This is a genomic window from Pseudomonas sp. MWU16-30322 (assembly GCF_020515535.1).
Classification (GTDB): domain Bacteria; phylum Pseudomonadota; class Gammaproteobacteria; order Pseudomonadales; family Pseudomonadaceae; genus Aquipseudomonas; species Aquipseudomonas fluorescens_H.
This window is the reverse complement of the sequence record NZ_JAIWYL010000008.1, coordinates 151776-172267: the sequence shown is the minus strand read 5'-3', so window position 1 is coordinate 172267 and position 20492 is coordinate 151776. Positions and strand designations below refer to the sequence as shown.

Genomic DNA, 20492 nt, shown 5'->3' with positions numbered 1-20492 from the left:
AGAACCTGTAGGAGTGAGCCTGCTCGCGATTGAACGATAACGCGGTGTATTTGATACACCGCGGTGCCTGAACCGCGAGCAGGCTCACTCCTACAAGGGATCTTTGTTGTTACGGCTATATCGCGACGCTCATGAACACCGGCGACTTGGCCAGTGCAAACAGGCTGAACACCCGCCAGTTCTGCTCGCGCCGGAAATAGCCTTTGACGAACTCCGCCTTGGAACCCTGGCGCTTGCTGATCGAGATCGGCTCGAAGCTGTCCTGCTCGAAGTGCTGCAGGCCGAACACCTCATCAACCAGCAGCCCGGCGAACACGTCCTGATGCTCCACTACCAGCACCCGCCGCTGTTTGCGCAGCGGCGACAGCTCATGGCCGAAGAAGCCGCACAGGTCCATGATCGGCAGCAAGCGCCCACGCAGGTTAGCCACCCCTTTGACCCACGGCTTGACCCCGGGCAACTGAGTGCAGCGCGGTTCGTGCAGCACTTCGCTGACTTCGCCCATCGGCGTCACGTACCAGTGCTCGCCGAGGCGAAAGCCGATGCCGCTCCAGCGATCCTGACGACCGGCTTGCGACGGCAGGTCCGCCGCCAGCAGGCGGCAGCGCTGGTCGATCTGCCACAGCAGTTCGAACGCGGTCAGCGACTGGTTCATGGCGGCGCGATCAACCGGCCAATACGTTGTTCAGGGTCTTGATCAGGGTGTCTTCTTCGACCGGTTTGGTCAGGTAATCCTTCGCGCCCTGGCGAGTACCCCAGACCTTGTCGGTTTCCTGATCCTTGGTGGTGATGATGATCACCGGAATATGGCTGGTCTCGGCATCCTTGGTCAGTTGCCGGGTGGCCTGGAAGCCATTGAGGCCGGGCATGACGATGTCCATCAAGACCGCGTCGGGCTTTTCCTGACGGGCCAGGGCCACGCCGTCGGCGCCGTTTTCGGCCTTGAGCACTTCATGGCCGTGCTTTTCGAGCATGCCGGTGAGTTTGTACATTTCAGTCGGCGAATCATCGACGATCAGGATACGTGCCATGGTCTTCCCCATTTTTCTTGTCGACATCCGGCCCGCTGGCCGAGCGTCACTGTACGTGTCTTACTGCGGCAAAACGGCGGCAAAGCCCGGAACGTGGGCCTGAATCGCGTCGAGCAGTTCTTCCTTGCTGAAAGGCTTGGTCAAAAATTGATCAGAACCGACAATCCGCCCCTTGGCCTTGTCGAACAGCCCGTCACGCGACGACAGCATGATCACCGGCGTGGCCTTGAACGCACTGTTGTTCTTGATTAAAGCGCAGGTCTGATAACCATCCAGACGCGGCATCATGATGTCGACAAAAATGATCCCGGGGTGGTGGTCGGCGATCTTCGCCAAAGCGTCAAAACCATCAATCGCCGTGATGACTTCGCAGCCCACATTTTTCAACAGTGTTTCGGCGGTGCGACGAATCGTTTTCGAGTCATCGATCACCATGACCTTCAAGGCGCTGGACTGCTGTTCCATAAGGGGGCTCTACCGTCGCCTTTGCGAATCAAATTGTCCGTTTTGCAATGAGTAATGGCTGGAAACCCTTGATGCTCAAGGGCCAGCACGATATGCCAGCCTTTTTAGCACAGTCTCCAGATGCAATCTATCGACGGGTTTTTCCTTGACCGAAAACCCGCCCGGCGCCACTCTGGCGGCACTTTTTCAATACCGATCCGGTAGCCAATTTTCGAGGAAAACCCAATGAGCGTTCGCGTCGGGATTGTCATGGACCCTATCGCCAGCATTTCCTATAAAAAGGATAGCTCGCTGGCCATGCTGCTGGCCGCGCAGAAACGTGGCTGGGAACTGTTCTACATGGAGCAGCGCGACCTGTATCAGGCCGAAGGTCAGGCGCGGGCGCGCATGAAGCCGCTGAAAGTCTTCGCCAACCCGGAAAAATGGTTCGAACTGGACGCCGAGCAGGACAACCTGCTGAGCGATCTGGACGTGATCCTGATGCGCAAGGATCCGCCGTTCGACATGGAGTTCGTCTACTCCACCTACCTGCTGGAACAGGCGGAAACCGCCGGCGTGCTGGTGGTCAACAAGCCGCAGAGCCTGCGCGACTGCAACGAAAAACTGTTCGCCACGCTGTTCCCGCAGTGCACCCCGCCAACCGTGGTCAGCCGCCGCGCCGATGTGCTGCGCGAATTCGCCGCCAAGCACGGTGACGTGATCCTCAAGCCGCTGGACGGCATGGGTGGCACTTCGATTTTCCGCCACCGCGCGGGCGATCCGAACCTGTCGGTGATCCTCGAAACCCTGACCGCCCTCGGCAACCAGCAGATCATGGGCCAGGCCTACCTGCCGGCGATCAAGGATGGTGACAAGCGCATCCTGATGATCGACGGCGAGCCAGTGGATTACTGCCTGGCGCGGATTCCGGCCCAAGGCGAAACCCGTGGCAACCTCGCGGCCGGTGGTCGTGGCGAAGCGCGGCCGCTGACCGACAAGGATCGCTGGATCGCCGCTCAGGTCGGACCGACTCTGCGCGAGAAAGGCCTGCTGTTCGTCGGTCTGGACGTGATCGGTGAAAACCTCACCGAAATCAACGTCACCAGCCCGACCTGCATCCGCGAAATCGACAACGCTTTCGGTACCGACATCGGCGGCCTGCTGATGGACGCGATCGACAAGAAGCTGCAAGCCGCCGGCAAAAAGCCGCAAGCTTGACGTGTGTCACATGCAGCTTGTCGCTTGAAGCGTGAAGCCCAAGGCGTGAAACCAACATTGCGTTATCATGCGCAGCCTCTGAAAAACGCGATGTTGGTTTTCTTGTCATGACCCTCCCGTCCGATCTGCCCGCAGAACTCGCCCATCGTGGCGTGCGCCCGGCCGATCGCCTCGGATTTACCCTGTTTCTCGCGGCGCTGATTCATTTGGCGCTGCTGCTCGGTGTCGGCTTTACCATGGTCGAGCCCAAGCAGATCAGTAAAACCCTGGAAATCACCCTTGCCACCTTCAAGAGCGAAACCAAGCCGAAAAAGGCTGATTTCCTCGCTCAGGAAAACCAGGAAGGCAGCGGCACCCTGGACAAGAAGGCGATTCCCAAGACCACCGAGGTCGCGCCGTTCCAGGACAATCAGGTCAAGAAGGTCACCCCGCCCCCGGCCGCCAAACCGGAAGTGCGCGAAGCCGCGCCCAAGGCTGCAGTGACGACGGTGGCGCCGAAACAGCAAAAGGCGCCGACCAAGAAAGAAGAAACCAGGACCGAGACCAAACCTGCGGTCAACGCGCCGACGTTCGACAGCTCGCAGCTGTCCAGCGACATCGCCAGCCTCGAAGCGGAACTGGCCAACGAACAGCAGCTGTACGCCAAGCGCCCGCGCATTCACCGTTTGAGCGCCGCCTCGACCATGCGCGACAAGGGCGCCTGGTACAAGGACGACTGGCGCAAGAAGGTCGAGCGCATCGGCAACCTCAATTACCCGGAAGAAGCGCGGCGCAAGCAGATCTACGGCAACCTGCGGCTGATGGTCTCGATCAACCGCGACGGCTCGCTGTATGAAGTGCTGGTGCTGGAATCCTCCGGCCAGCCGCTGCTGGATCAGGCGGCGCAGCGCATCGTCCGACTGGCGGCACCGTTTGCGCCGTTTACCGGCGATCTGTCGGATATCGACCGACTGGAAATCATCCGCACCTGGAAATTTGCCCGGGGCGACAAGCTTTCCAGCAACTGACCGCCGGCATAAGGGCTTTTGTGGCGAGGGAGCTTGCTCCCGCTGGGCTGCGAAGCGGCCCCCTGCATTTATCAGATACACCGAGATATCAGTTTTTACGACTGCTGCGCAGCCGAGCGGGAGCAAGCTCCCTCGCCACAGTGGGCGGGAAGACCATTCGCAACGCATCCCCAGCTTGTCAGTTCGCCCCTTGAACGCCACACTATCGCTCATGAAAAACGTCAGCCCCAGCTACCTCAAGCATCACTTCCTGATCGCCATGCCACACATGGCCGACCCGAACTTTGCCCACACCTTGACCTACATCGTCGAGCACACGGCCAATGGCGCCATGGGGCTGGTGGTCAATCGACCGCAAGAGCTGAATCTGGCTGACATCCTCGAGCAATTGCGCCCGGACATCGATCCGCCAGCGCTGTGCCAGCATGTGCCGATCTTCATTGGTGGCCCGGTGCAGACCGATCGCGGTTTCGTCCTGCACCCGGCGGGCAAGACCTTTCAGGCCACCGTCGAGCTGGACGGTAATCTGGCGCTGTCCACCTCCCAGGACGTGCTGTTCGCCATCGCCGACGGTGTGGGCCCGGCGAAAAGCCTGATTGCCCTCGGCTATGCCGGTTGGGAAGCCGGGCAACTGGAGGCCGAACTGGCCGACAACGCCTGGCTGACCTGCCCGTACGACGCCGACATCCTGTTCAACACCAGCAGCGAACTGCGGCTTGAGGCAGCGGCCCGGCACCTGGGGATCAACCTCAGCCTGCTGACCAGCCAGGCGGGGCACGCCTGATGGCCCTGCGCCTGATTCTCGGCTTCGACTACGGCACCAAACAGATCGGCGTTGCGGTCGGCCAGGTGATTACCGGCCAGGCCCGCGAGCTGTGCACCCTGAAAGCGCAGAACGGCGTGCCCGACTGGAATCAGGTCGAAGCGCTGTTCAAGGAATGGAAACCCGACGCCGTGGTGGTCGGCCTGCCGCTGAACATGGACGGCACGCCGAGCGAGATGTGCCTGCGCGCGGAGAAATTCGCCCGGCGCCTCAATGGCCGCTTCAATGTGCCCTTCTATACCCACGACGAACGTCTGACCACCTTCGAAGCCAAGGGTGAGCGACTGGTGCGTGGCGGGCAGAAAGGCAGTTACCGCGACAACCCGGTGGACGCCATCGCCGCCGCCCTGCTGCTGCAAGGCTGGCTCGACGAAAACACTGCATTGTTTGAATCCTGACAAGCGCTTCGGCGCTTTTCTTTTGAGCTACGACCCGAGCCGCGTCCAAGGACCCGGCTCGGCCCCAAGAAGGAGCAACCATGAGCCTGCCCAATCCCGCCGATCTGATCAGCCAGATGGCGATCCGCCTCAAGGCGCACCTGGCACAGCGTGATATCCGCGAACCGCGTTACATCGGCATCCGCACCGGTGGCATCTGGGTCGCGCAGGCCCTGCTCAAGGAATTGGCCAGCGACGCGCCACTGGGCACGCTGGATGTTTCCTTCTACCGCGACGACTTCAGCCAGAACGGCCTGCACCCACAGGTGCGCCCGTCGGCCCTGCCCTTCGAGATCGAAGGCCAGCATCTGGTGCTGATCGATGACGTACTGATGAGCGGCCGGACCATCCGCGCCGCCATGAACGAATTGTTCGACTACGGCCGCCCGGCCAGCGTGACCCTGGTCTGCCTGCTCGACCTGGACGCTGGCGAACTGCCGATCCGCCCGAACGTGGTCGGCGCGACCCTGTCGCTGGCCGCCAACGAGCGCGTCAAGCTGTCCGGCCCGGAGCCGCTGACGCTCGAACTGCAAGACCTGAATCCTTAACCCGCCCTTATTGAGAGTCCCCCTCGCGATGACGCCTCTAGATACCAAGCGCCCGCTGCAGCTCAATGATCAGGGCCAGCTGCGCCACTTCCTCTCGCTCGACGGCCTGCGCCGCGAGTTGCTGACGGAAATCCTCGACACTGCCGACTCGTTCCTCGAAGTCGGTGCCCGGGCGGTGAAGAAGGTCCCGTTGCTGCGCGGCAAGACCGTGTGCAACGTGTTCTTCGAAAACTCCACCCGCACCCGCACCACCTTCGAACTGGCGGCCCAGCGGCTGTCGGCGGACGTGATCACCCTGAACGTGTCGACCTCCTCGGCCAGTAAAGGTGAAACCCTGCTCGACACCCTGCGCAACCTCGAAGCGATGGCTGCCGACATGTTCGTCGTGCGCCACGGTGACTCCGGCGCCGCACACTTCATCGCCGAACACGTCTGCCCGCAAGTAGCGATCATCAACGGCGGCGACGGCCGTCACGCCCACCCGACCCAGGGCATGCTCGACATGCTCACCATCCGTCGGCACAAGGGCGGTTTCGAAAACCTCTCGGTGGCGATCGTCGGCGACATCCTGCACTCGCGAGTGGCGCGCTCGAACATGCTCGCCCTGAAGACCCTCGGCTGCCCGGACATCCGCGTGATCGCGCCGAAGACCCTGCTGCCGATCGGCATCGAGCAGTACGGCGTCAAGGTCTATACCGACATGAACGAAGGCCTGAAGGACGTCGACGTGGTGATCATGCTGCGCCTGCAGCGTGAGCGCATGACCGGCGGCCTGCTGCCGAGCGAAGGCGAGTTCTACCGCCTGTTCGGCCTGACCACCGCGCGTCTGGCCGGGGCCAAACCCGATTGCATCGTCATGCACCCGGGGCCGATCAACCGTGGGGTAGAGATCGAGTCCGCAGTGGCCGACGGCCCGCACTCGGTGATCCTCAATCAAGTCACCTACGGCATCGCCATCCGCATGGCCGTGCTGTCGATGGCCATGAGCGGGCAAACAGCGCAACGTCAATTCGAGCAGGAGAACGCCCAGTGAAGCTCAGCATTCTCGGCGCCCGCGTCATCGATCCAAGCAGCGGCATGGATCAAATCACCGACATCCACGTTGAAGCCTGCAAGATCGTCGCCCTCGGCGCCGCACCGGCCGGTTTCACCGCAGTAGAAACCATCGACGCCAGCGGGCTGGTCGCCGCACCGGGGCTGGTCGACCTGAACGTCGCCCTGCGCGAACCGGGTTACAGCCGCAAAGGCAGCATCGCCAGCGAAACCCGCGCCGCTGCGGCCGGCGGCGTGACCAGCCTGTGCTGCCCACCGAAGACCAAACCGGTGCTCGACACTTCGGCCGTGGCCGAACTGATCCTTGACCGCGCCCGCGAGGCCGGCAACACCAAGGTGTTCCCGATTGGCGCACTGAGCAAAGGCCTGGACGGCGAGCAACTGGCTGAACTGGTGGCGCTGCGCGACGCCGGTTGTGTGGCGTTCGGCAACGGTCTGGAGAGCTTCCGCAACACCCGCACCCTGTGCCGGGCGCTGGAGTACGCAGCCACCTTCGACCTGACGGTGATTTTCAATTCGCAGGATCACGATCTGGCGGATGGCGGTCTGGCCCATGAAGGCCCGGTCGCCAGTTTCCTCGGTCTGCCGGGGATTCCGGAAACCGCGGAAACCGTGGCCCTCGCTCGCGATCTGCTGCTGGTCGAGCAGACCGGCGTGCGCGCGCACTTCAGCCAACTGACCAGCGCGCGCGGTGTGGCCCTGATCGCCCAGGCGCAGGCCCGTGGCTTGAAGGTCACCGCAGATGTCGCCCTGTATCAGCTGATCCTCACCGATGAAGCGCTGATCGACTTCAGCAGCCTGTATCACGTGCAACCGCCGCTGCGCACCCGCGCCGACCGCGATGGCCTGCGCGAAGCGGTGAAATCCGGGGTCATTTCGGCGATTTCCAGCCATCACCAACCGCATGAGCGCGACGCCAAACTGGCACCGTTCGGCGCGACCGAGCCGGGCATCAGCAGTGTTGAATTGCTGCTGCCGCTGGCGATGACGCTGGTTGAGGATGGCTTGCTGGACCTGCCGACCCTGCTGGCGCGCCTGAGTGCCGGGCCTGCGGATGCGCTGCGTCTGCCGGCGGGCAAACTGGCGGTGGGCGGTGCGGCGGATATCGTGCTGTTCGACCCGAAGGCGTCCACCGTGGCCGGTGAAGGCTGGCTGTCGAAGGGCGAGAACTGCCCGTTCCTTGGGCATAGTTTGCCAAGTGTGGTGCGCTATACGCTGGTGGACGGGCGAATCAGCCACCAGGCGTAACTCTGTGGCGAGGGAGCTTGCTCCCGCCGGGCTGCGCAGCAGACCTTCTTTTGGATCAAGAGAGGGGCCGCTTCGCGGCCCAGCGGGAGCAAGCTCCCTCGCCACAATTACTGGAAGGCGCCTCTGTTCTGCGCGTTGCGCACCGACACCTGATCATTCAGGGTCCAGAAGTCATACAACACGCCGACAAAGAACAACCCGCCGGTCAGCAGATACAGCAAGCCGCTGATCCACTTGCCCTGGTACATCCGGTGCACGCCGAATACGCCCAGGAAGGTCAGCAGAATCCACGCCACGTTGTATTCGATCGGTCCTGCGGTGAAACGCAGATCCGCCTCGCGATCCATTGCCGGGATCAGAAACACGTCGATCAGCCAGCCAATGCCCAGCAGACCGAAGGTGAAGAACCAGATCGTCCCGGTCACCGGCTTGCCGTAATAGAAGCGGTGCGCGCCGGTGAAACCAAAAATCCACAGCAGATACCCGATGATTTTGCTGTGCGTATCCTGCGGTGCAGCAACCTGCTGATAGCGGTTCATGAAGACCTCGATTCACCCAATAGATAAATTTTCTTTAATTCTTTGTGACTTTTTTACATGTGGCCGACGTACGGCAAATGTTACCGTGTCGTCCGTCAAAGCCTTATAGCACCGGACTTCTGTCCGACAATTGCGTCCATTTGCCGCTTGTTTGGTTCCGTTGCCCTCAGATGGAATCGACCAACGGCCTCGGAAGGGACGAAAAAGCTGTTATAAAGTTGCGCGCTACCACATAAGAGCCACGCCTAATGCGACCATTTTTCAAGACATGGCTAACTATTTGCCTATTAATGCCACTGGCCGCCCACGCCACCAATCGTGAGCAACGTCTTCCCAACGTTAACGGTTTCACCCCTAAATCCCATGCTTCGGCTCCTTCGAGCAAGAGCAGCAAACAAACGAAACACACCACGCTCGCCAGCAAGCATCACGGCAAGCTGGTGCCACCGATGGCCAACAAGGAAAGCAGCAACGTCCTGAGCCGTGCGGTGAACGTCCTTGGTACTCCTTATCGTTGGGGCGGCAGCAGCCCAAGTAAAGGGTTCGATTGCAGTGGTCTGGTGAAATATGCGTTCAACGACGCGACCTTCGACCTGCCACGTACGTCCAACGCGATGGCCAGCGGTCATGGCGAGAAAGTCGAACGCAAGGATCTGAAACCGGGCGACCTGATTTTCTTCAACATCAAGAGCCGTCGGGTCAACCACGTTGCCATCTACCTGGGCAACGACCGCTTCATCCACGCCCCACGCCGTGGCAAAGCGGTGAGCATCGATACGCTGAACAAGCCTTATTGGGAACAGCATTACGTGGTTGCCAAGCGTGTATTGCCGAAAGAACCGGCTGGCAAGCAGATGCGTGTGGTTCAGCGCTGAGCTGACTGATCCAGAATCTGTTCAAGCAGTACTGACCCCTTCGCGAGCAAGCCCGCTCCCACATGGAAATGCATTCCAATGTGGGAGCGGGCTTGTTCGCGAAGAGGCCAGTGAAAGCAACACAAGCCTCTCTCAGAAATTATCCGGCGTACGCGCCTTCTCCCGCGCATGCTCGCGGCTGATCAGGCCCTTGGTCACCAGCTCCTTCAGGCACATGTCAAGTGTCTGCATCCCCAACGATCCGCCGGTCTGAATCGCCGAATACATCTGCGCCACCTTGTCCTCGCGGATCAGGTTCCGGATTGCCGACGTTCCCAGCATGATCTCGTGCGCCGCCACCCGTCCACCGCCGATCTTCTTGATCAGGGTCTGCGACACCACCGCCAGCAATGACTCGGACAGCATCGAACGCACCATGGACTTCTCGTCGCCCGGGAACACATCGACAATACGGTCGATGGTCTTGGCGGCTGACGTCGTGTGCAGCGTGCCGAACACCAGATGCCCGGTCTCGGCAGCGGTCAGGGCCAGGCGAATGGTTTCCAGGTCGCGCATCTCGCCCACCAGAATCACATCCGGGTCTTCGCGCAGCGCCGAGCGCAACGCCGTGGCGAAGCTGCGGGTATCGCGATGGACTTCGCGCTGATTGATCAGGCATTTGCGCGATTCGTGGACGAACTCGATCGGGTCTTCGATGGTGAGAATGTGGTGATGGCGATGGGTGTTGAGGTAGTCGATCATCGCCGCCAGCGTGGTCGACTTGCCGGAGCCGGTCGGCCCGGTCACCAGCACCAGCCCGCGCGGGGCATCGGTGATCTTGCGAAAGACATCGCCCATGCCGAGGTCTTCCATGCTCAACACTTTCGAGGGAATGGTGCGAAACACCGCGCCAGCGCCACGGTTCTGATTGAACGCATTGACCCGAAAGCGCGCGACACCGGGGACTTCGAACGAGAAATCCGTTTCCAGGTGTTTCTCGAAGTCGACCCGCTGGGTGTCATTCATGATGTCGTAGATCAATTCGTGCACTTGTTTGTGATCCAGCGCCGGCAGATTGATCCGCCGCACATCGCCATCGACGCGGATCATCGGCGGCAGACCGGCCGACAGGTGCAGGTCGGAAGCGCCCTGTTTGGCGCTGAACGCCAGCAGTTCAGTGATATCCATAGCGTCCCTCAATTCCAGTAGAATGCCGCGAACCTTCAGACCGCCGGCGCCTCTTGATGTCCACGATAGCAGACAACATTCTTCAGGTTAGTTCGCGTATCCAGGCAGCGGCTAAAGCTGCAAACCGCGATGAACACAGCATCCAGTTGCTGGCCGTGAGCAAGACCAAACCGGCGCAAGACCTGCGTGAAGCCTACGCCGCCGGCCTGCGTGACTTTGGCGAGAACTATCTGCAGGAAGCCCTGGGCAAACAGCTCGAACTGGCCGACCTGCCCTTGATCTGGCACTTCATCGGCCCCATTCAATCGAACAAGACTCGCGCCATCGCCGAGCATTTCGACTGGGTGCACTCCGTGGATCGCCTGAAAATCGCCCAACGCCTGTCCGAACAGCGCCCGGCCGAGCTGCCGCCGCTGAACATCTGCATTCAGGTCAACGTCAGTGGTGAAGCCAGCAAGTCAGGCTGCACCCCGGCCGACCTGCCGGCGCTGGCCGAGGCCATCAGCGCCCTGCCCCGGCTGAAACTGCGCGGGCTGATGGCGATTCCCGAGCCGACCGAAGATCGCGCCGAACAGGATGCCGCTTTTGCTGCCGTGCAACGTTTGCAGACCAGCCTGAATCTGCCGCTCGACACACTTTCCATGGGCATGAGCCACGACCTCGAGTCGGCCATCGCCCAAGGCGCCACGTGGGTGCGGATCGGTACCGCGCTGTTTGGCGCCAGAGATTACGGTCAGCAATGACCGACAGCCATCTGAAAAAGGACCTGACATGAGCAACACACGCATTGCCTTTATCGGTGCCGGCAACATGGCCGCCAGCCTGATCGGCGGCCTGCGGGCCAAGGGTCTGCAAGCCAGCCACATCCGCGCCAGCGATCCGGGCGAAGAGACCCGAACGCGCGTCAGCGCCGAACACGGCATCGAAACCTTCGCCGACAACGCCCAGGCCATCGATGGCGTCGACGTGATCGTGCTGGCGGTCAAGCCACAGGCGATGAAAGCCGTGTGCGAAGCCATCCGCCCAAGCCTGAAACCGCAGCAACTGGTGGTGTCGATCGCCGCCGGCATCACTTGCGCGAGCATGACCGCATGGCTCGGCGAGCAGCCGATCGTGCGCTGCATGCCGAACACCCCGGCGCTGCTGCGTCAGGGCGTCAGCGGCCTGTACGCCACCAGCGAAGTGACCGCCGAGCAGCGTCAGCAGGCTGAAGAGCTGCTGTCCGCCGTGGGTATCGCGCTGTGGCTGAATGAAGAACAGCAACTCGATGCGGTGACCGCCGTCTCCGGTTCCGGCCCGGCGTACTTCTTCCTGCTGATCGAAGCGATGACCGCCGCTGGCGTCAAACTCGGCCTGCCAAAGGAAATCGCCGAGCAACTGACCCTGCAAACGGCTCTGGGCGCCGCGCACATGGCGGTATCCAGCGATGTCGACGCTGCCGAACTGCGCCGCCGCGTGACCTCGCCAAATGGCACCACTGAGGCCGCGATCAAATCATTCCAGGCTAACGGCTTCGAAGCCCTGGTGGAAAAAGCACTCGGCGCCGCCGCGCACCGCTCGGCCGAAATGGCCGAACAACTGGGCAAATAAGGAGCCTTACATGATTGGATTGAACACTGCAGCGGTTTACGTGCTGCAAACCCTCGGCAGTCTGTACCTGCTGATCGTGCTGCTGCGCTTCGTCCTGCAACTGGTGCGCGCGAACTTCTACAACCCGCTGTGCCAGTTCGTGGTCAAGGCTACCCAGCCACTGCTCAAGCCACTGCGCCGGATCATCCCGAGCATCTTCGGCCTCGACATGTCGTCGCTGGTGCTGGCGATTCTGGTGCAACTGGCGCTGATGGCCCTGACCCTGCTGCTGACCTACGGCACCACCGGCAACCCGCTGCAACTGTTTATCTGGTCGATCATCGGCGTTACCGCGCTGTTCCTGAAGATTTTCTTCTTCGCCCTGATTATCAGCGTGATCCTGTCGTGGGTCGCCCCGGGCAGCCACAACCCGGGCGCTGAACTGGTGAACCAGATCTGCGAGCCGGCGCTGGCACCGTTCCGCCGCATCCTGCCGAACCTCGGCGGTCTCGACCTGTCGCCGATTTTCGCCTTCTTGGCGCTGAAGCTGATCGACATGCTGGTGATCAACAATCTGGCGGCGATGACCATGATGCCGGACATCCTGCGCCTGCTGATGTGAGCTGGTTTCGCTGGGACGGCGACGATCTGATCCTCGAATGTCATCTGCAACCGGCAGCCCGCAGCGATGATTTCGCCGGGCTGCACGGTGACCGCCTGAAGATCCGCCTCACCGCGCCGCCGGTCGAGGGCAAGGCCAATGCGTATCTGATGGGCTTTCTGGCCAAGGCGTTTGGGGTTTCCAAGAGCCAGGTCAGTTTGCTCAGCGGCGAGTTGAACCGGCAGAAACGGGTGAAGATCTGTGCGCCGAAGAAGCTGCCGGAGTTGCCTGATCTGACGCGTCCAGCCTGATCCACCGAGTCGCTCCATTCGCGAGCAAGCCCGCTCCCACAGGAGATCGCATTCCCCTGTGGGAGCGGGCTTGCTCGCGAATGGCCGCACCTCGGTCCAAAGCGAACAAACAGGCCCCATCGTTGCTTGCCGCTAACCCCCCCGGTCTTTAGACTTACGCCTCATTTCAACGAGAGCAGGGTCGATGCCAGCTGCCTTTCCCCCCGATTCTGTTGGTCTGGTGACGCCGCAAACGGCGCATTTCAGTGAACCTCTGGCTCTGGCCTGTGGCCGTTCGCTGCCTGCCTACGACCTGATCTACGAAACCTACGGCACGCTGAACGCACAGGCGAGCAACGCCGTGCTGATCTGCCACGCCTTGTCTGGTCATCATCACGCTGCCGGCTATCACAGCCCCGACGACCGCAAGCCCGGTTGGTGGGACAGCTGCATCGGCCCGGGCAAACCGATCGACACCAATAAGTTCTTCGTGGTCAGCCTGAACAATCTAGGCGGCTGCAACGGCTCCACCGGCCCGAGCAGTATCAACCCGGAGACTGGCAAGCCATTCGGCGCAGATTTCCCGGTGCTCACCGTCGAAGACTGGGTGCACAGTCAGGCGCGTCTGGCTGACCTGCTCGGCATTCGTCAGTTCGCCGCCGTCATCGGCGGCAGCCTCGGCGGCATGCAGGCGTTGCAATGGACCATCACTTACCCGGATCGCGTGCGCCACTGCCTGGCCATCGCCTCGGCCCCCAAGCTGTCGGCGCAGAACATCGCCTTCAACGAAGTGGCGCGCCAGGCAATCCTTACCGACCCGGAGTTCCACGGCGGTTCGTTCCAGGAAGCGGGCGTGATCCCCAAGCGCGGGCTGATGCTGGCGCGGATGGTCGGGCACATCACCTACCTGTCCGACGACTCGATGGGCGAGAAATTCGGCCGTGGCCTGAAGAGCGAAAAGCTCAACTACGACTTCCACAGCGTCGAGTTCCAGGTCGAAAGCTACCTGCGCTATCAGGGTGAAGAGTTTTCCGGGCGTTTCGACGCCAATACCTATCTGTTGATGACCAAGGCGCTGGACTACTTCGATCCGGCGGCGAACTTCGACGATAACCTGGCGAAAACTTTCGAAAACGCCACCGCCAAGTTCTGCGTGATGTCGTTCACCACCGACTGGCGCTTCTCCCCGGCCCGCTCGCGAGAACTGGTGGACGCGCTGATGGCGGCACGCAAAGACGTCAGCTACCTGGAAATCGACGCGCCACAGGGCCACGACGCCTTCCTGATTCCGATCCCGCGCTATCTGCAGGCGTTCGGCAATTACATGAACCGAATTACGGTGTGAACAAGCCATGAGAGCTGATCTGGAAATCATCCAGGAATGGATCCCCGCCGGCAGCCGCGTGCTCGACCTCGGTTGCGGCGACGGCGAACTGCTGACCTGGCTGCGCGACAACAAGAACGTCACCGGTTACGGCCTGGAAAACGACGCCGACAACATCGCCGAGTGCGTGGCCAAGGGCATCAACGTCATCGAGCAGGACCTGGACAAGGGGCTGGGCAACTTCGCCAGCAACAGTTTCGACATCGTCGTCATGACCCAGGCCCTGCAAGCCGTGCATTACCCGGACAAGATCCTCGACGAGATGCTGCGGGTCGGTCGTCAGTGCATCATCACCTTCCCCAACTTCGGTCACTGGCGCTGCCGCTGGTATCTGGCAAGCAAGGGCCGGATGCCGGTCTCCGAGTTTCTGCCGTACACCTGGTACAACACGCCGAACATTCACTTCTGCACCTTCGAAGATTTTGAAGAACTTTGTCGCGAACGTGATGCGAAGGTCATTGATCGGCTTGCCGTGGATCAACAGCACCGTCACGGGTGGGCCAGTAAGCTATGGCCTAATCTGTTAGGTGAGATCGGTATCTACCGCGTCAGCAGCCCGGTGCTTGCAGATCATCGGGTCGCGGTCTGAACCACGACATTTCGAGGAGAACGATCATGGGTCGTCTAGCCCTGTTGTTACTGACCGCCTGCCTGAGCGCCAGCGCCATGGCAGCGGACATCATCAAAAGTGAGCGCCAGGAAACCTTCGGCGACGTGACGGTGCACTACAACACCTTCAACTCCACCTACCTGCAGCCGGACATCGCCAAAGCGGCCGAACTGATCCGCAGCAAGACTCAGGGCGTGATCAACGTCTCGGTGATCAAGGACGGCAAACCGCTGAGCGCCAACGTCACCGGTACGGTCAAAGACCTGACCAGCCAAAGCGTGCCGCTGAACTTCCGCCAGGTCACCGAACAGGGCGCGATCTACTACATCGCCCAGTACCCGGTGGAACAACAGGAAACCCGCACCTTTGAAATCAAGGTGCAGACGGGCGACAAGATCAACACCATCAATTTCAACCAAGAACTCTTTCCCGGCGAATGATGAACATCAAGCAGCTCGTACTGGCCAGCCATAACGCCGGCAAACTCAAGGAACTCCAGGCCATGCTCGGCGATTCGGTGCAACTGCGCTCGATCGGCGAATGGAGCAAGGTCGAGCCGGAAGAAACCGGCCTGTCGTTCGTCGAGAACGCGATCCTCAAGGCGCGCAATGCCGCACGCATCTCCGGTCTACCGGCGCTGGCCGATGATTCCGGTCTGGCGGTGGATTTCCTCGGCGGTGCACCGGGCATCTACTCGGCGCGGTATGCCGACGGCAAGGGCGATGCGGCGAACAACGCCAAACTGCTCGACGCCCTCAAAGATGTGCCGGAAGCCGAGAGCGGCGCGCAGTTCGTCTGCGTGCTGGCACTGGTGCGTCACGCCGATGATCCATTGCCGATTCTCTGCGAAGGTCTGTGGCACGGACGCATCCTGACCGCCGCCAGCGGCGAGCACGGTTTCGGCTACGACCCGCTGTTCTGGGTGCCGGAGCGTGACCTGTCCAGCGCCGAGCTGAGCCCGGCAGACAAGAACCGGATCAGCCACCGCGCCCGTGCAATGGATCTGCTGCGCCAGCGTCTGGGCCTGAAATGACCGATACCCCCTCCGCGTCGTCGCTGATCATCGGCGGCGCCGCCTCTTCGCCGCGGGCGCCGCTGCCAACGCTGCCGCCCCTGGCGCTGTACATCCACATCCCGTGGTGTGTGCGCAAATGCCCGTATTGCGATTTCAACTCGCACACCGCCAGCCCGGTGCTGCCGGAGCAGGAATACGTCGACGCGTTGCTGGCCGATCTCGATCAGGATCTGCACGCGGTGTACGGCCGTCAGATCAACTCGATCTTCTTCGGTGGCGGTACGCCGAGTCTGTTCAGCGCCGAAGCGCTCGGGCGCTTGCTCAAAGGCGTCGAGCAGCGCATCCCGTTCGCCCACGACATCGAGATCACCCTGGAAGCCAATCCCGGCACCTTCGAGCAAGAGAAGTTCGTTGCGTATCGCAAACTGGGGATCAATCGCCTGTCGATCGGCATCCAGAGCTTCCAGCAGCAGAAACTCGAAGCGCTCGGGCGTATCCACAACGGTGACGAAGCGGTACGCGCGGCGGGAATGGCGCGCCAGGCCGGCTTCGATAACTTCAACCTCGACTTGATGCACGGCTTGCCGGATCAGTCGCTGGACGATGCCTTGAGCGATCTGCGCCAGGCCATCGAACTGAAACCGACGCACATCTCCTGGTATCAGCTGACACTGGAGCCGAACACGGTGTTCTGGAACCAGCCACCGGTGCTGCCGGAAGACGACACGCTGTGGGACATTCAGGAAGCCGGGCAAGCGCTGCTGGCCGCGCACGGTTACGCGCAATACGAAGTCTCGGCCTACGCGCAGCCTGGGCGCCCGGCGCGGCATAACCTCAATTACTGGAGTTTCGGCGACTTCATCGGCATCGGTGCTGGCGCCCACGGCAAGCTCAGCCACCCGGACGGGCGCATCGTCCGCACCTGGAAGACACGCCTGCCGAAGGACTATCTCAACCCAGCCAAGAGCTTCCAGGCCGGCGAGAAAGCCCTGAGCAACGACGAGATGCCGTTCGAGTTCCTGATGAACGCTTTGCGCCTGACGGCCGGGGTGGAATCACACCTGTATCCCGAGCGCACCGGCCTGCCGCTGGAAAGTCTCGCCGAACACCGCCGCGAGGCCGAACAAAGCGGCCTGATGCAGGTCGAACCGTCACGTCTGGCGGCCACCGAGCGCGGACAACTGTTTCTCAACGATTTGCTGCAGAAATTTCTGAGCTGAGCCCTAACGGCCGCCCCAAGGAAAACCGCATGGATTTGATACTCGATCTGCTCGCCACCGTGTCCCGCTGGAGCCGCAGCAACCTCTCGGAAATCGCCCTGGCGCTGGTGGGCTGCCTGCTGGTGCTGTTCGGCGCCGACTTCAAAGGCTGGGTCGAACAACGCCTTGGCAGCATCGCCGGCGCCCTGCGCGTACCGCTGATGGCCCTGCTGTGCGTGATCGGCAGCGGCGCCGCACTGATCTACGCCACACCGTGGGTGGTCAAGGGCCTGAGCCAGTTCAACAACTACAGCCTGGCGCCGGTGCTGCTGGTGGTCCTCGTCCTTATTGGCGTAGTCGCCGACCGCCGCTGATTCTGCAAATACCCCAAAACAACTGTGGGAGCGGGCTTGCTCGCGAAGGCGTCGGGTCAGTCAACATCAACGTTGAATGATCCACCGCTTTCGCGAGCAAGCCCGCTCCCACAGTTGATCGCAATGACAGGGACGTTCATGAGCAAAAAACTGTTGGACGAGACAAGCAAATTTCTCAGCTTCGTGTTGCGCCATGAACCTCAGGCGGTTGGTCTGACGCTGGATTCTGAAGGCTGGGCGAATATCGACGCACTGATCAGCGGCGCTATGGGTGACGGTCGTAAACTGGATCGCGAACTGATTGAAGCAGTCGTTACAAGTAGCGACAAAAAGCGCTTCTCGATTTCCGAGGACGGCCAACTGATTCGTGCGGTTCAGGGCCATTCAACGAAAAGCGTGGATCTGCAGTTTGAGCAGAAACAGCCCCCGCAAATGCTGTATCACGGCACGGCGACGCGCTTTCTTGAGTCAATCAAAGAACAAGGCCTGATCCCGGGATCACGCCATCACGTGCACCTTTCCCAAGACATCGACACCGCTACGGCGGTCGGGCAGCGCTACGGTACCGTGGTGATTTTGAAAGTCGCCGCACGACAAATGGAAGAACAGGGCTTCAAGTTCTATCAGGCCGAAAACGGTGTCTGGCTTACAGAACAGGTGCCGGCTCGATTTCTTTCCACCCTGTAATTTCTGAGCACACAAAACAACTGTGGGAGCGGGCTTGCTCGCGAAGGCGTCGGATCAGTCAACATCAACGTTGAATGATCCACAGCCTTCGCGAGCAAGCCCGCTCCCACATTGGGTTTTGCGTGATGCTTAGGAGATTTTCTCGAACTTCAGATCCCACACGCCATGCCCAAGACGTTCGCCGCGGCGTTCGAACTTGGTGATCGGCCGTTCGGCCGGGCGCGGTACGCATTTGCCGTCTTCGGCGAGGTTGCGGTAGCCCGGGGCGACGTTCATCACTTCCAGCATGTACTCGGCGTACGGTTCCCAGTCGGTGGCCATGTGCAGGATGCCGCCAACCTTCAGCTTGCTGCGCACCAGTTCGGCGAAGGACGCCTGAACGATACGACGCTTGTGGTGACGGCTCTTGTGCCATGGATCCGGGAAGAACAGCATCAGGCGATCGAGGATGTTGTCGGCGATGCAGCGGTTGAGCACTTCGATCGCGTCGCAATCGTAGACCCGCAGGTTGGTCAGGCCCTGAGTCAGCACGCCGTTGAGCAGCGCGCCGACACCCGGACGGTGCACTTCCACACCGATGAAGTCCTGATCCGGCGCCGCCGCGGCCATTTCCAGCAGCGAGTGGCCCATGCCGAAACCGATCTCCAGCGAGCGCGGCGCCGAGCGGCCGAACACCTGATCGTAATCCACCGGCGCGTCGGCCAGCGGCAGCACGTACAGCGGCGCGCCCTGATCCAGACCACGTTGCTGGCCTTCGGTCATGCGCCCGGCGCGCATCACGAAACTCTTGATGCGGCGGTGTTGGCGCTCGTCGCCCTCTTCCGTCTGGAGAGGCGTGTCGTTCGATTCAGTCATCAATGGCTCTTACTTGATCAGACCATCCAGCGGCGAAGAGGCGCTGGCATAGAGTTTTTTCGGCATGCGGCCGGCGAGGTAGGCCAGGCGGCCCGCGACGATCGCGTGTTGCATGGCTTGGGCCATCATCACCGGTTGCTGGGCGTGGGCGATGGCCGAGTTCATCAGCACCGCGTCACAGCCCAGCTCCATGGCGATGGTAGCGTCGGAAGCGGTACCGACACCGGCATCCACCAGCACCGGAATTTTCGCTTCTTCGAGGATGATCTGCAGGTTGTACGGGTTGCAGATCCCCAGACCGGAACCGATCAGACCGGCCAGCGGCATGACCGCGATGCAGCCGATTTCCGCCAGTTGCCGGGCGATGATCGGGTCATCACTGGTGTAAACCATCACGTCGAAGCCTTCCTTGACCAGCGTTTCTGCGGCCTTGAGGGTTTCGATCACGTTGGGGAACAGGGTTTTCTGGTCGGCCAGCACTTCCAGCTTCACCAGGTTGTGACCATCGAGCAGCTCACGGGCCAGCCGGCAGGTGCGCACGGCTTCGATAGCGTCGTAGCAACCGGCGGTGTTCGGCAAAAAGGTGTAGCGATCCGGCGACAGCACGTCGAGCAGGTTCGGCTCGCCTTCGATCTGGCCCAGATTAGTGCGGCGCACGGCGAAGGTGACGATCTCGGCACCCGAGGCTTCGATGGCCTGACGGGTTTCTTCCATGTCACGGTACTTGCCGGTACCGACCAGCAAACGCGACTGGTAAGTACGACCGGCCAGAACGAAAGGCTTGTCGCTACGAACGATGCTCATGGGGAATCCTCTTTAAGGGTGAGGGTCTTGCAGAATTCTGTGCCCTTGCGGACCCGGCGGCTAGCCGCCGCCGATGGCGTGCACCACTTCGACGTTGTCGCCGTCGTTGAGAACGGTCTCGGCATGCTGGCTGCGTGGAACGATGTCCAGATTGAGTTCGACTGCCACCCGGCGTCCGGTCAGTTCCAGGCGGGTGATCAGGGCCGCAACGGTTTCACCGTCGGGCAGTTCAAGGGATTCGCCGTTCAACTGAATGCGCATGCGCCAGGCCGCCATCATTTTTAGGGGGTGGCATTCTAGCCCGATCATGACCTAAAGGTCAGCACCAAGCGTCAAGCGGTTACTGCAGGCGCCAGGCGGCCAGTCCAAGGCACAGCCAGCCGAGCAGAAACGCCAGGCCACCGAACGGGGTGATGATGCCGAGCTTGCTGATGCCGGTGGTGGTCAGCACATACAGACTGCCGGAGAACAACAGGATGCCGATGGCGAACGAGATACCGGCCCAGGTCACCAGACGTCCCTGAATCTGCGTGGCCAGCAGCGCAACGCCGAACAGCGCCAGGGTGTGCACCAGTTGATAGGTCACGCCGGTGTGGAAAATCGCCAGATACTCGGGGGTCAGGCGGCTTTTCAGGCCATGAGCGGCGAAGGCGCCCAGGCCCACACCGGTAAAACCAAAGAAAGCGGCCAGCATCAGAAAGCCACGCAGCATGT

General features: G+C 61.3%; 28 protein-coding genes. 19 read left to right on the top strand and 9 right to left on the bottom strand.

Annotated elements, in window-relative coordinates:
* Nucleotides 1-115 precede the first annotated feature (115 nt).
* The 3 genes from LCH64_RS18095 to pilG are packed head-to-tail and all read right to left on the bottom strand — an operon-like array spanning nt 116 to nt 1496.
* Nucleotides 116-655: a chemotaxis protein CheW gene (locus LCH64_RS18095; RefSeq protein ID WP_003229089.1), complete on the bottom strand. Its 540-nt coding sequence runs from the start codon at nt 653-655 to the stop codon at nt 116-118.
* Nucleotides 656-665: 10 nt separating this feature from the next.
* Nucleotides 666-1031 (bottom strand): twitching motility response regulator PilH, encoded by a 366-nt coding sequence (gene pilH / locus LCH64_RS18090; protein WP_003229091.1) that lies wholly within the window; start codon nt 1029-1031, stop codon nt 666-668.
* A 60-nt stretch (nt 1032-1091) separates the two neighbouring features.
* Nucleotides 1092-1496, bottom strand: a complete 405-nt coding sequence (gene pilG, locus LCH64_RS18085) for a twitching motility response regulator PilG (RefSeq protein WP_003229093.1) — start codon at nt 1494-1496, stop codon at nt 1092-1094.
* 225 nt (nt 1497-1721) lie between these two features.
* Between pilG and gshB the strand changes: the two genes are divergently transcribed.
* The 7 genes from gshB to LCH64_RS18050 all read left to right on the top strand — a co-directional run bounded on the left by gshB (nt 1722) and on the right by LCH64_RS18050 (nt 7809).
* A complete protein-coding gene (gene gshB, locus LCH64_RS18080) occupies nt 1722-2693 on the top strand; it encodes a glutathione synthase (RefSeq protein WP_003229095.1) in 972 nt (323 codons plus the stop codon).
* A gap of 107 nt (nt 2694-2800) precedes the next feature.
* Nucleotides 2801-3700 carry an energy transducer TonB gene (locus LCH64_RS18075; protein WP_003229097.1) on the top strand — a complete coding sequence of 300 codons (900 nt, stop codon included), beginning with the start codon at nt 2801-2803 and terminating at the stop codon, nt 3698-3700.
* A 211-nt stretch (nt 3701-3911) separates the two neighbouring features.
* Nucleotides 3912-4484: a YqgE/AlgH family protein gene (locus tag LCH64_RS18070; protein WP_103485179.1), complete on the top strand. Its 573-nt coding sequence runs from the start codon at nt 3912-3914 to the stop codon at nt 4482-4484.
* Nucleotides 4484-4921, top strand: a complete 438-nt coding sequence (gene ruvX / locus LCH64_RS18065) for a Holliday junction resolvase RuvX (protein WP_003229101.1) — start codon at nt 4484-4486, stop codon at nt 4919-4921. Before LCH64_RS18070 ends, ruvX begins: the two co-directional genes overlap by 1 nt.
* 80 nt (nt 4922-5001) lie before the next feature.
* A complete protein-coding gene (gene pyrR / locus LCH64_RS18060) occupies nt 5002-5508 on the top strand; it encodes a bifunctional pyr operon transcriptional regulator/uracil phosphoribosyltransferase PyrR (RefSeq protein WP_003229104.1) in 507 nt (168 codons plus the stop codon).
* A 28-nt stretch (nt 5509-5536) separates the two neighbouring features.
* Nucleotides 5537-6541, top strand: a complete 1005-nt coding sequence (locus LCH64_RS18055) for an aspartate carbamoyltransferase catalytic subunit (protein WP_003229107.1) — start codon at nt 5537-5539, stop codon at nt 6539-6541.
* The gene (locus LCH64_RS18050; protein WP_226500906.1) at nt 6538-7809 is read left to right on the top strand and encodes a dihydroorotase; all 1272 of its coding nucleotides are present in this window, start codon (nt 6538-6540) and stop codon (nt 7807-7809) included. The genes LCH64_RS18055 and LCH64_RS18050 overlap by 4 nt, the downstream gene beginning before the upstream one ends.
* Nucleotides 7810-7916: 107 nt before the next feature.
* Here the strand turns inward: LCH64_RS18050 and LCH64_RS18045 are convergent, their stop codons facing one another.
* Complete coding sequence (locus tag LCH64_RS18045; RefSeq protein ID WP_041063521.1) at nt 7917-8348, bottom strand: TM2 domain-containing protein; 432 nt, start codon at nt 8346-8348, stop codon at nt 7917-7919.
* 248 nt (nt 8349-8596) lie between these two features.
* On the opposite strand from LCH64_RS18045, the gene LCH64_RS18040 reads away from it, so the two are divergent.
* On the top strand, nt 8597-9223 hold the full coding sequence (locus LCH64_RS18040) for a C40 family peptidase (protein WP_103521226.1): 627 nt from the start codon (nt 8597-8599) through the stop codon (nt 9221-9223).
* A gap of 132 nt (nt 9224-9355) precedes the next feature.
* Here the strand turns inward: LCH64_RS18040 and LCH64_RS18035 are convergent, their stop codons facing one another.
* Nucleotides 9356-10390: a type IV pilus twitching motility protein PilT gene (locus LCH64_RS18035; RefSeq protein ID WP_103485177.1), complete on the bottom strand. Its 1035-nt coding sequence runs from the start codon at nt 10388-10390 to the stop codon at nt 9356-9358.
* A 56-nt stretch (nt 10391-10446) separates the two neighbouring features.
* On the opposite strand from LCH64_RS18035, the gene LCH64_RS18030 reads away from it, so the two are divergent.
* The 11 genes from LCH64_RS18030 to LCH64_RS17980 all read left to right on the top strand — a co-directional run bounded on the left by LCH64_RS18030 (nt 10447) and on the right by LCH64_RS17980 (nt 18119).
* Nucleotides 10447-11133, top strand: coding sequence for a YggS family pyridoxal phosphate-dependent enzyme (locus LCH64_RS18030; protein WP_226500905.1), 687 nt, complete (start codon nt 10447-10449; stop codon nt 11131-11133).
* A gap of 28 nt (nt 11134-11161) precedes the next feature.
* Nucleotides 11162-11980, top strand: a complete 819-nt coding sequence (proC, locus tag LCH64_RS18025) for a pyrroline-5-carboxylate reductase (RefSeq protein WP_226500904.1) — start codon at nt 11162-11164, stop codon at nt 11978-11980.
* 10 nt (nt 11981-11990) lie between these two features.
* Nucleotides 11991-12581, top strand: coding sequence for a YggT family protein (locus LCH64_RS18020; protein ID WP_003229120.1), 591 nt, complete (start codon nt 11991-11993; stop codon nt 12579-12581).
* Entirely contained in the window at nt 12578-12871 is a 294-nt protein-coding gene (locus LCH64_RS18015) for a DUF167 domain-containing protein (protein WP_182402856.1), read from the top strand. The genes LCH64_RS18020 and LCH64_RS18015 overlap by 4 nt, the downstream gene beginning before the upstream one ends.
* 184 nt (nt 12872-13055) lie before the next feature.
* The gene (locus LCH64_RS18010; protein ID WP_003229124.1) at nt 13056-14195 is read left to right on the top strand and encodes a homoserine O-acetyltransferase; all 1140 of its coding nucleotides are present in this window, start codon (nt 13056-13058) and stop codon (nt 14193-14195) included.
* 7 nt (nt 14196-14202) lie between these two features.
* On the top strand, nt 14203-14823 hold the full coding sequence (gene metW, locus LCH64_RS18005) for a methionine biosynthesis protein MetW (RefSeq protein ID WP_003229126.1): 621 nt from the start codon (nt 14203-14205) through the stop codon (nt 14821-14823).
* A 26-nt stretch (nt 14824-14849) separates the two neighbouring features.
* Nucleotides 14850-15284, top strand: coding sequence for a DUF4426 domain-containing protein (locus tag LCH64_RS18000; RefSeq protein ID WP_003229128.1), 435 nt, complete (start codon nt 14850-14852; stop codon nt 15282-15284).
* Complete coding sequence (rdgB, locus tag LCH64_RS17995; protein WP_226500903.1) at nt 15281-15877, top strand: RdgB/HAM1 family non-canonical purine NTP pyrophosphatase; 597 nt, start codon at nt 15281-15283, stop codon at nt 15875-15877. The genes LCH64_RS18000 and rdgB overlap by 4 nt, the downstream gene beginning before the upstream one ends.
* Entirely contained in the window at nt 15874-17079 is a 1206-nt protein-coding gene (gene hemW, locus LCH64_RS17990) for a radical SAM family heme chaperone HemW (protein WP_226500902.1), read from the top strand. Before rdgB ends, hemW begins: the two co-directional genes overlap by 4 nt.
* 29 nt (nt 17080-17108) lie before the next feature.
* Nucleotides 17109-17432 carry a DUF3392 domain-containing protein gene (locus LCH64_RS17985; RefSeq protein ID WP_003229134.1) on the top strand — a complete coding sequence of 108 codons (324 nt, stop codon included), beginning with the start codon at nt 17109-17111 and terminating at the stop codon, nt 17430-17432.
* Nucleotides 17433-17570: 138 nt separating this feature from the next.
* Nucleotides 17571-18119 carry an RNA 2'-phosphotransferase gene (locus tag LCH64_RS17980; RefSeq protein ID WP_003229136.1) on the top strand — a complete coding sequence of 183 codons (549 nt, stop codon included), beginning with the start codon at nt 17571-17573 and terminating at the stop codon, nt 18117-18119.
* Nucleotides 18120-18248: 129 nt separating this feature from the next.
* On the opposite strand, the gene trmB is transcribed toward LCH64_RS17980, so the two are convergent.
* The 4 genes from trmB to LCH64_RS17960 form a co-directional block, all read right to left on the bottom strand.
* Nucleotides 18249-18974 (bottom strand): tRNA (guanosine(46)-N7)-methyltransferase TrmB, encoded by a 726-nt coding sequence (trmB, locus tag LCH64_RS17975; protein WP_226500901.1) that lies wholly within the window; start codon nt 18972-18974, stop codon nt 18249-18251.
* A gap of 9 nt (nt 18975-18983) precedes the next feature.
* On the bottom strand, nt 18984-19778 hold the full coding sequence (locus LCH64_RS17970) for a thiazole synthase (RefSeq protein ID WP_047297148.1): 795 nt from the start codon (nt 19776-19778) through the stop codon (nt 18984-18986).
* Between the two features lie 60 nt (nt 19779-19838).
* On the bottom strand, nt 19839-20039 hold the full coding sequence (gene thiS / locus LCH64_RS17965; protein WP_177434703.1) for a sulfur carrier protein ThiS: 201 nt from the start codon (nt 20037-20039) through the stop codon (nt 19839-19841).
* 79 nt (nt 20040-20118) lie between these two features.
* Nucleotides 20119-20490: a DUF423 domain-containing protein gene (locus LCH64_RS17960; RefSeq protein ID WP_226500900.1), complete on the bottom strand. Its 372-nt coding sequence runs from the start codon at nt 20488-20490 to the stop codon at nt 20119-20121.
* Between the last annotated feature and the right edge of the window lie 2 nt (nt 20491-20492).

Bases quoted from the DNA above. Each gene is read 5' to 3' on its own strand.
- LCH64_RS18035 (WP_103485177.1), bottom strand. From the start codon at position 10,390: ATGGATATCACTGAACTGCTGGCGTTCAGCGCCAAACAGGGCGCTTCC.
- pilG (WP_003229093.1), bottom strand. From the start codon at position 1,496: ATGGAACAGCAGTCCAGCGCCTTGAAGGTCATGGTGATCGATGACTCG.
- LCH64_RS18045 (WP_041063521.1), bottom strand. From the start codon at position 8,348: ATGAACCGCTATCAGCAGGTTGCTGCACCGCAGGATACGCACAGCAAA.
- LCH64_RS18055 (WP_003229107.1), top strand. From the start codon at position 5,537: ATGACGCCTCTAGATACCAAGCGCCCGCTGCAGCTCAATGATCAGGGC.
- LCH64_RS18095 (WP_003229089.1), bottom strand. From the start codon at position 655: ATGAACCAGTCGCTGACCGCGTTCGAACTGCTGTGGCAGATCGACCAG.
- LCH64_RS17970 (WP_047297148.1), bottom strand. From the start codon at position 19,778: ATGAGCATCGTTCGTAGCGACAAGCCTTTCGTTCTGGCCGGTCGTACT.
- hemW (WP_226500902.1), top strand. From the start codon at position 15,874: ATGACCGATACCCCCTCCGCGTCGTCGCTGATCATCGGCGGCGCCGCC.
- LCH64_RS18040 (WP_103521226.1), top strand. From the start codon at position 8,597: ATGCGACCATTTTTCAAGACATGGCTAACTATTTGCCTATTAATGCCA.
- LCH64_RS18070 (WP_103485179.1), top strand. From the start codon at position 3,912: ATGAAAAACGTCAGCCCCAGCTACCTCAAGCATCACTTCCTGATCGCC.
- pyrR (WP_003229104.1), top strand. From the start codon at position 5,002: ATGAGCCTGCCCAATCCCGCCGATCTGATCAGCCAGATGGCGATCCGC.
- pilH (WP_003229091.1), bottom strand. From the start codon at position 1,031: ATGGCACGTATCCTGATCGTCGATGATTCGCCGACTGAAATGTACAAA.
- ruvX (WP_003229101.1), top strand. From the start codon at position 4,484: ATGGCCCTGCGCCTGATTCTCGGCTTCGACTACGGCACCAAACAGATC.
- LCH64_RS17960 (WP_226500900.1), bottom strand. From the start codon at position 20,490: ATGCTGCGTGGCTTTCTGATGCTGGCCGCTTTCTTTGGTTTTACCGGT.
- proC (WP_226500904.1), top strand. From the start codon at position 11,162: ATGAGCAACACACGCATTGCCTTTATCGGTGCCGGCAACATGGCCGCC.
- LCH64_RS18030 (WP_226500905.1), top strand. From the start codon at position 10,447: ATGTCCACGATAGCAGACAACATTCTTCAGGTTAGTTCGCGTATCCAG.
- LCH64_RS18010 (WP_003229124.1), top strand. From the start codon at position 13,056: ATGCCAGCTGCCTTTCCCCCCGATTCTGTTGGTCTGGTGACGCCGCAA.
- rdgB (WP_226500903.1), top strand. From the start codon at position 15,281: ATGATGAACATCAAGCAGCTCGTACTGGCCAGCCATAACGCCGGCAAA.
- LCH64_RS18000 (WP_003229128.1), top strand. From the start codon at position 14,850: ATGGGTCGTCTAGCCCTGTTGTTACTGACCGCCTGCCTGAGCGCCAGC.
- trmB (WP_226500901.1), bottom strand. From the start codon at position 18,974: ATGACTGAATCGAACGACACGCCTCTCCAGACGGAAGAGGGCGACGAG.
- LCH64_RS17985 (WP_003229134.1), top strand. From the start codon at position 17,109: ATGGATTTGATACTCGATCTGCTCGCCACCGTGTCCCGCTGGAGCCGC.
- LCH64_RS18020 (WP_003229120.1), top strand. From the start codon at position 11,991: ATGATTGGATTGAACACTGCAGCGGTTTACGTGCTGCAAACCCTCGGC.
- metW (WP_003229126.1), top strand. From the start codon at position 14,203: ATGAGAGCTGATCTGGAAATCATCCAGGAATGGATCCCCGCCGGCAGC.
- thiS (WP_177434703.1), bottom strand. From the start codon at position 20,039: ATGCGCATTCAGTTGAACGGCGAATCCCTTGAACTGCCCGACGGTGAA.
- LCH64_RS18075 (WP_003229097.1), top strand. From the start codon at position 2,801: ATGACCCTCCCGTCCGATCTGCCCGCAGAACTCGCCCATCGTGGCGTG.
- LCH64_RS17980 (WP_003229136.1), top strand. From the start codon at position 17,571: ATGAGCAAAAAACTGTTGGACGAGACAAGCAAATTTCTCAGCTTCGTG.
- gshB (WP_003229095.1), top strand. From the start codon at position 1,722: ATGAGCGTTCGCGTCGGGATTGTCATGGACCCTATCGCCAGCATTTCC.